Source organism: Acetobacter orientalis, assembly GCF_000963965.1.
Lineage (GTDB): Bacteria > Pseudomonadota > Alphaproteobacteria > Acetobacterales > Acetobacteraceae > Acetobacter > Acetobacter orientalis.
Genome location: NZ_BAMX01000020.1, coordinates 69130 through 77481, shown reverse-complemented (window position 1 = coordinate 77481; position 8352 = coordinate 69130). Strand labels below are relative to the sequence as shown.

The 8352-nt window shown below is 49.9% G+C and carries 6 protein-coding genes and 1 tRNA gene; 3 read left to right on the top strand and 4 right to left on the bottom strand.

Annotation, left to right across the window (positions count from 1 at the left end):
* Positions 1-407: 407 nt before the first annotated feature.
* Positions 408-1322 (bottom strand): nucleoside triphosphate pyrophosphohydrolase, encoded by a 915-nt coding sequence (gene mazG, locus Abor_RS08650; protein WP_232014997.1) that lies wholly within the window; start codon positions 1320-1322, stop codon positions 408-410.
* A gap of 167 nt (positions 1323-1489) precedes the next feature.
* Between mazG and argC the strand changes: the two genes are divergently transcribed.
* Entirely contained in the window at positions 1490-2401 is a 912-nt protein-coding gene (gene argC / locus Abor_RS08645) for an N-acetyl-gamma-glutamyl-phosphate reductase (protein ID WP_048841460.1), read from the top strand.
* A gap of 174 nt (positions 2402-2575) precedes the next feature.
* Here argC and Abor_RS08640 read toward each other — a convergent pair whose 3' ends face one another.
* Positions 2576-3478, bottom strand: a complete 903-nt coding sequence (locus Abor_RS08640; protein WP_048841474.1) for an N-formylglutamate amidohydrolase — start codon at positions 3476-3478, stop codon at positions 2576-2578.
* A 68-nt stretch (positions 3479-3546) separates the two neighbouring features.
* On the opposite strand from Abor_RS08640, the gene Abor_RS08635 reads away from it, so the two are divergent.
* Positions 3547-3621: transfer RNA gene (locus tag Abor_RS08635), tRNA-Val, on the top strand.
* Between the two features lie 122 nt (positions 3622-3743).
* On the opposite strand, the gene Abor_RS08630 is transcribed toward Abor_RS08635, so the two are convergent.
* Together Abor_RS08630 and Abor_RS08625 are read right to left on the bottom strand one after the other, a co-directional pair.
* Positions 3744-4739, bottom strand: coding sequence for a FecR family protein (locus tag Abor_RS08630; RefSeq protein WP_048841459.1), 996 nt, complete (start codon positions 4737-4739; stop codon positions 3744-3746).
* A gap of 24 nt (positions 4740-4763) precedes the next feature.
* On the bottom strand, positions 4764-5345 hold the full coding sequence (locus Abor_RS08625; RefSeq protein ID WP_048841458.1) for an RNA polymerase sigma factor: 582 nt from the start codon (positions 5343-5345) through the stop codon (positions 4764-4766).
* Between the two features lie 269 nt (positions 5346-5614).
* Between Abor_RS08625 and Abor_RS08620 the strand changes: the two genes are divergently transcribed.
* Entirely contained in the window at positions 5615-8290 is a 2676-nt protein-coding gene (locus tag Abor_RS08620) for a TonB-dependent receptor (RefSeq protein WP_052946405.1), read from the top strand.
* Positions 8291-8352: the final 62 nt, after the last annotated feature.

Here is an 8352-nt window from a genome sequence, read left to right as displayed (position 1 = left end):
CAAATCCTGCCCCCGCAACCAAATCAATTTACAATGCTAACGCACCGTGAACCCCAGTCCGGAAACGGACTGGGGGTTTTTGCGTGTGTGATACGATACGACGCGTCTATCAAATGTTCTATCATTTCAGTGAAAACTGAAAAACTCAGATCACATCCTCAAATTGTCCCCTAAACCTGCCATTTGTTATTATAAAAAGACCTTTTAAAATTAAAGAGATAGGTTTCCCCTCTAAAAAAGGGGTAAAACGGTAAAACCAGCATAAACCATTGCACTAAAATGGTTTATGCTGGTTAACGTCTACTTCACTGCCGCGCAGGCAGCTCAGAAAGAAACAATATGGAGATGGAGACACAGGCCCGTCTTCACTGCCGCACAGGCAGTTCTCAAATGCGGCCACTAAGAACCTAGCCTTGTTCGCGTTTGACCTGTTGCCATAAGCTGTCCAGCTCTTCTACAGGGCGGTCTTGCATAGATAGGCCCTGTGTGGCCAGTTTGGCTTCTACGGCTTCAAAGCGGCGGGTAAATTTGTTGCAGGCTTGGCGTAGGCAGGCTTCGGGGTCTAGCTCTAGGCGGCGTGCTAGGCTGGCAATAGAAAAAAGCACATCGCCGAGTTCATCTTGCATGCGGGCTTTGTTGCCGCTGGCCATTTCAACGGCAAACTCTTCCATTTCTTCATGCACTTTGGCCACTACGCCTGCAACTTCTGGCCAGTCAAAACCTACGCGTGCGGCACGGCCTGCAATTTTGGAGGCGCGGAGCAAAGCAGGCAGCATAGGCGCAACGCCCGCCAAAGCCCCAGAAGGTTTGCCACTTTTGGCCAGTGTTTTACGTTCTTGCTCCTTTAATGCTTCCCACTGGCCGGGTAGGGCGGCGGTGTCGGGGGTATTTGGTGTAGGCGTGTTTGGTTTTTGTGCTGTGCCGAGCACGTCTGGGCCAAAGGTTACGTGGGGGTGGCGGCGTATCATTTTTTCCGTCACCATGCGGGCTACTGTGGCAAGGTTAAACTGCCCGGCTTCCCGTGCAAGTTGCGCTTGGTAGACCACTTGTAGCAACAGGTCGCCCAATTCATCCGGAAAAGCCTGCCAGTCTTGCCGTTGTATGGCGTCTAGCACTTCGTAGGCTTCTTCAATGGCGTAGGGGGCCAAGGTTTGTGGGGTTTGCTCGAGGTCCCACGGGCAGCCGCCATTGGGGTCGCGCAGGCGTGCCATAAGGGCCGCGAGGCGTGTTATCTCGTAGGCGGCTTGTTGCTCAGCCATTGGCTGTGCGCTGGTATCTGGCTGGCATGTTGGGGGGCTGGGCGGCTGGGTGTGTTGGGGCATAAGGAGCCTTTGTCTCAAAAACCACGGCATGCCCCTTTTACGTATGGGGCGTTAGCCTTTACTATGCCAAAAGAAAGGCGTGGGCAAAAACCATAGCGCACTCTAAAAGAGCCTGTAACCCGCATAGTTAAGCCCTGCCCACAGGTAGCGGCAAAGAGAGAAACGGCATGACGCAAAACCCTACTATTTTCATTGATGGTGAAGCAGGCACCACCGGGCTGGAAATCAGGGAACGTCTGGCCACTTTGCCGGTAACCCTGCACTCTATCGACCACGCCCACCGTAAAGACCCCGCAGCCCGTAAAGAGGCCATGGCCGCAGCAGACCTTGTTGTGCTGTGCCTGCCCGACGCCGCCTCGCGCGAGGCTGTGGAAATGGCCGAAACTCTGGGCGCTAACGCACCACGCCTGCTCGATGCCAGTACGGCGTTTAGAACGGCACCTGGTTGGGTTTACGGCTTTCCGGAACTCTCAGCCGCGCAAGCTGAGGCTATTTCTGGTGCGCCGCGCGTTTCTAACCCCGGCTGCTACCCAACCGGGGCCATAGCGCTGCTGCGTCCGTTGGTTGATGCCGGGTTGCTTAGTGCCCAGTACCCGGTTTGTATTAACGCCATAAGTGGCTACACGGGTGGCGGCCGCAGCATGATAGAAGCGCACGAGCAGGAAGGCGGCCCAGCGTTTGAGCTATATGGCCTAGGGCTTGAGCATAAACATGTGCCCGAAATTCACCTGCATGCAGGGCTAAAGCGGCGGCCTGTTTTTGTGCCCTCTGTCGGGCATTTTGCCCGTGGCATGATTGTCTCTATCCCCCTCCACCTAGATGACTTGAATGGCAGCGTCAGTGCTGAAGACCTGCACACTGCGCTGGCCACCCGCTATGCCGGGCAAGACAAAGTGCGCGTGCTAAACGCTGAAAGCACGCTGTCGGCAGAGGCTCTGTCAGGCAGTGACGGCATGGAACTGCGCGTACATGGCAGCCCCCGTAACCGGCAAGCGCTCTTAACCGCCCGGCTAGATAATCTGGGCAAAGGGGCGTCTGGCGCGGCCTTGCAAAACATTGCCCTTATGCTTGGGCTGTAACGCGACAGGCCGCTATTTTAAAAACTGTAAACAAGGTAGGCAGGGTCGTGTTGTGGCTGCATTGGCGGCTTTGCGGGCACACATACCTGTCATTGCCTGAGTGTAGAACCGGCTAACCTATTCTAGGTGATTCTAAAAATAGATTTTAGTTTCAGGTCTCTTTCGTAATGCTGATTATGTAAGTGCCAAGAGCGCTTGCACCAATTCTGCCAAGGCTGTGCTTAGGGCGGCAAAGCCTTGCGTTTTGGTGCGGGTGGTTACGTCCATATATAAGCTACGGCGCATTTCGAGTTGCAGGGCATAAAACCCGTCATGGGGGCGGCCATAATGCTGGGTAATATACCCGCCTGCATAAGGGGTATTGCGTAAGGTTTTAAAGCCCATGGCCCCCAGCGTGTTTTCAGCGCAGGCCACATAGCGCTCGGGGCAGGTTACGCCGTGCCCATCTCCTAACACAAAATCGGGGTTTCCTGCTTCGGGGGCGTCGGGCATGGAGTGCAGGTCTAGCAGCAAGGCCATGCCGTTGCGGGCGTGAGTAGCCTGTAGCACCTGCGCTAATGTGCCGTGGTAGGGCATCCAGCAGTCTTTAATGCGGGTTGCTGCTTCCATAAACGGCAGGCGGGTACGGTATATGGCCCGGTTATCTGCCACAATGCGCGGCACAGACCCAAGGCCAGACAGCGCCCTATGTGTGGGTTTTAAAAATGCGGGTAACGGCCCTTCAAACATGCGGGGGTCCATATCCCATGCGGCCCGGTTTACATCACAATACACCCGCGGGAATGTTGCATAAAGCAAAGGTGGGCCTAATGCTTGGGCTGGGGCTGCCAGTTCTTCTACAAAGCTGTCTTCCCCACTGCGTAGCACAGCTAAAGGCTGGCGGCTGGCGTGCACAAAAGGGGCGGGGTAATACTGGCCAGAATGGGGTGAGGCCAAAACTACAGGCAGCCCGACCTCTCCTACCACCACCACTGGTGGTGGGGTTGCTAGGCCAGCTTGCTGGGGTGTTTGCGCGGTATCTGGCGCAAATATCCGGCTCAGGCCCCGGCGAATAAGAGAGGGTGCAAAATTTTTCATTCCCTCATAATTGTGGGGTTGCGCTTTTAAGGCAAGAAGGTTAGAAACCGCCCCAGCAGAAAGATGGTGGGCGCATAGCTCAGCGGTAGAGCACTACCTTGACATGGTAGGGGTCACAGGTTCAATCCCTGTTGCGCCCACCATCTTCCTGCATTCCTTCCAAAAAAATTATCTCTCGCTATTATGCTCACGGTGCTCTTATTCTGGCAGAGTTGCTGCGTGTAAGAGTGTTGCGCAGCTTTTAGCAAGTGCCCCAGTGCGAGCATTACGCATCTGCCAAAACAATATTCTGTGCGGTTGGGTGTTGGTGGCATTTAAAAAGAGTGCAGACAGCCTGCGCAAAGTCTTCGGGCATACCAAAACCAAACGTGCCAGAAACATGGGCCTGGGCTAGGCGCTTGCTGGCAATATAGACAGGCCGTGTTGTATAATGGTTCAAAATGGCGGCGGCCTCAGTCAGAGATGTTCTATCAAAAATAGCCTGATTATACCGCCATGCTTTGTGTTTTTGTATATCTTGAGCCGTCAAGTTAAGGCTTTGAGCAATAAGCCCTTTGGTAGGGTTTTGCCGAAACGTTAAGAGAGAGGGCGACTGGCTTACGCCGCGCTGTGTGGCGTGGTGCCACGTTAATGCGCCGTTATATAAGGCCACCTCTAAGCTGTTGTGAGTTAAAACCACATCACAATCAAGGCAGTCTCCTTTAAATACCATATTTTGGGCATGAAGCTGCAAGCCGTTTTTAACCTTTACGCCCATACGACCTGTTACAATATCGGCTATCATTCGTTTTGTAACATGCTTGCTATGGGCTTCAGTTTTAACGTCAAGCACAACTTCATCTTGTTCTAACAAAACATGCCTAGGCAATAATTTGGAATTTTTGAGTAAAAAAGTTCCATCATCAGCCGTAGTCATATCTGGCTGTAGCAAAAGGCCTAACCCGGCAACCCCCGCTACCATAGCCTGAGACAAAAAAGCCCGGCGCGCTAAAGGCGGTGGGCTCTGCGGGGTGCAAGTTGGTGGGGGCGCTGTGCGTATATAATTGAGCGATTCAAAGTGCACATGGGCGCGTATATAAGCCCCTAAATTACGACTGTCTTGATTAAGCCATTTCTGAAAATCACTGTTTTCTTCATCAGGTAGCGTTGAAAGGTCATTTTCTATAAGCCACTGGCATGCTTGGTCTTGCCTGCTGCTTTCTGTATCAAAGGGCAGCGGGGTGGGCGGCGGCGTAGCGTTGTCTTTGTTGAAATAGGTCACGTTTATTCAAGCCAGTTCGTTCTCTTATTTCGGTGTCCGAGAATCACGTTTTTGCATTAATTTAGTTAATCCGCTCATAACATAGCGTCTGGCCGAGCGTTCTGTCACGCCCAAGCGTAGGGCAATTTCATCGTAGGGGAGGTTATGAATTTTGCGCCAAAAAAAGGCTTCTTTTTCAGGAGAGGGCAGGTGCAGCATTTCTCTGCGTAACCAGTCAAGCTCGCGTTTTGTCTCGTAATGCTCTGCGGCAGAGGGGGTTTCATCTTTCAGAAAATTTTCTGGAATATCAAGGTAAGACGCTAAATAATGAATATTGTTCTGGCGCGATGTTTCAATAAGTAAATTGCGCGCCATACGAAAAAAATACCCTCGCGCATTGGTAATGCCGCTTACATCAAGCGAGCAAAAGCGGGCATAACATTCTTGTATAATATCATCTACCGTGGTGCGGCACCTTACAGAGCTATTAAGCCAAGAGCGTAAAGCTGGCTCGCAGGGCATAATGTGCTCGGCAATCCATTTTAAATGCAGGGCATCTGGCAATGTGGTGGCGGGCTTGCCTTTGTTTTGCACTGCTTTGCGCACAAGAGAGATCTGTCTGGTCATTTATCCTGAAAAATCACCCAGTAAGAGGGCACCCATAAAGTAAGGTGTGTTTAGGGGTACGGTGCAGGGCATAGCAGGCTTGCATGCGGCGGTACGTATGGAGAATTTTATGATTCGGTTAAAGAAAAAAGAAGGGATTCATAAAACTGTAATATTCCCACAAAACGCCCGAGCGGCACTGTCATAAAACCGTCACTAAAAATTTTGTCAAAAAACATGAGGCTTTTCTTCTTGTAGGTAACAGCACCTCTACAAGGGATTTCTCACGTATGCGTTTTGTCAGCCCCATTTCGGCAGTTTGTGTGTTATCGGTGAGTGCATATTTTACGCAGGCCCATGCACAAACGCATACATTCAACATTTCTGCGCATACATTTTCAGATGCTTTGGCCGCCTTTCAAAAACAAAGCGGCCTGTCTGTGCTTGCGAATACAGAAGACACCCGCCACTTGTCTGGCCCCTATGTTGTGTCTGGTAAAATGAGCGATGTTGAGGCCCTAAAGCAGCTTGTGAAAAAGGGCAGCTTTACTGTGCACCAGTCTTCCCCCCGTACTTTGGTTATTGAAAAGGCCCAGTTCCCTAAAGGGCACGCCAAACATGTTTATGCTGGCGGAGAAGAAGAGATTGTTGCCACAGGCCGCCAGACCCGCTCTGTCATGACAGTGGGCGGCGAGCAAATGCAGGCCACCATGCCCGGCCAAAACCCCTTGCAGGCGCTGAGTATTCTGCCAGGTGTTACCTTCACCAACGTTGATCCATGGGGCAATAACGAACAGAACTCCAGCATTTACGTGCATGGTTTTTCTACCACACAGCTTGGCTATACGCTTGATGGCATTCCATTGGGTGCGGGGGCCTATGGCAACTATAATGGCCTATCTCCACAGCGTGCAGCCATTAGTGAAGATATTTCCAAAGTAGCGCTCTCCTCTGGCACAGGGGCTTTGGGCACGGCGTCGTCTAGCAATCTTGGTGGTACGATCGACTTTACAACCGCAGACCCCAAGAAAAAAGCGGGCGCGACCGTTAAACAAATTTTTGGCAGCTACAACACCTTCCGTACCTTTGCGCGTGTTGATACTGGAAATTTTGGCAATAATAACTCAGCCTATTTTGCTTTTTCCCGGCAAGATGCCAGAGCGTGGAACCTCAATGGTGCCAACCGGCAGGGAGGGTATCAGGTTAATGCTAAATTTTTGCATAAAGGCGAAAAAACAAAAATCACTGCTTATTTTGATTGGCAAAACAAGTCAGAGCCAAACACGCAAGGGTTGAGCATTAACAGCAACGACTGGTTAACAGACCCAACAAAGCAGTACACACGCGGGGCTTTTTATCCAGACCTTGCTGCGGCTATGGCTAATTATCCGTCTATGTCCTCAAAATCAAAAGCGCCGGCGGCCCCTAACAACCAATATTATTTCTCATCTGCACAACGTACAGATTTTTTAACGTATCTGAAAATATCTCACAGATTTAACTCTCACCTCACGTGGGATAATAACCTGTATTTCCATTATGATGATGGTGCAGGTGTTGTTGCGACTTCTATTCGTACCAATGCAATTTTAACAATTCTGGGTACATATCTCGACCCATCAGCAAGCAAATATATTAAAAATGGACAATTTACCTACTCTCAAAAAGGTATTGACCCTACAGTCTGGAACAAAACTGGCGGCACAGGGTTTGCCACTCGTACAACTGAATATACAGATTACCGTGGAGGCCTAACCAGCACGTTCCATTACCGTGTAGGGCACCATAATATTGAAACAGGTATTTGGTACGAAAGAAACAATAACGAAGCCGCAAGGCGTTGGTATGCATTGTCTGCTACCAACACGCTTACCCCCTATCAAACCCCTAAAGACCCACTTTTTACGCAATGGCAAAATAAATTTTACACAGATACCTTTGTTTTTCATGTGCAAGATACCTGGAAAGTTTTACCCAACCTTACCGTTATGGCGGGTATGAAGCTTGAGCAGGTTAACACAAATGGTACATTGCCAGTGGCGGCGTTACCGCAGTCTTTGGCAACAAATACAACGGGCTCTAAGACCTTAGACAGCAACACACAAACGGCTGCGGGTGGAACAATTTCTGCCTTCAAACCCTTTTTGCCAGCTGTTGGCATGGTGTGGGACTTTACCCGCCATGAGCAAGTTTTTGTAAATATACAGAAAAATATGAACTCGTTTGCAGAAAGTGGTTACGGTACAACATCGCCGTGGGGGGTAAGTTCTCAAGCCGAATTTGAAGACTTTAAAAAGCACGGAAAACCCGAAACATCATGGACATATGAGGCGGGGTTAAGAACATTCCGCCCTATTAACTCAAAATTTCTTGATAGCATTAGTGGGCAGTTAGAATATTATCACGTTAATTTCTATGACCGTCTTGGAGCAATTAAAAAACCAGACGCCGGTATATCTGGTGTAGGTACTACCATTGCCAACCTTGGTGATGTGACAACCGATGGTGTTGATTTATCATTTACCTTAAAATTTAATCAGCATTTTTCTCTTTATGATGCGGTCTCTTATATTAAGAGCCGTTATGATAATAACTTTACAGACGGCACAGAGCTTTACCTTGCTAAAAATAAGACCGTACCCGGTATTCCCGTTTGGTCAGATAAGTTTGTGCTAAGGTACAATGTCGGTGCTTTCCAAACGCAAGTGAATGGTGAGTGGATGGCACAACGCCCCGGCACCTATACCAATACGCTTTATGCTCCACCACGCTTTACCATGGGGTATAGTGCACGCTATTCTTTCTATAACATTCCCCACGTTAATAATTTAACGCTTCAGTTTAATATTTATAACCTTACCAACGCCCGCACGTGGTCTTCTCTTGCGGTTGGTGATACCGCAAACTATACGGCATACCCCATGACCCCACGCACGTTTTACGGCACAGTGTCTGCCTCTTTTTAAAGAATTTTTCTTTTTCTAAAGCGTTTGGAGGCTGTGTGTTTCTTAGGAAACCACAGCCCTCT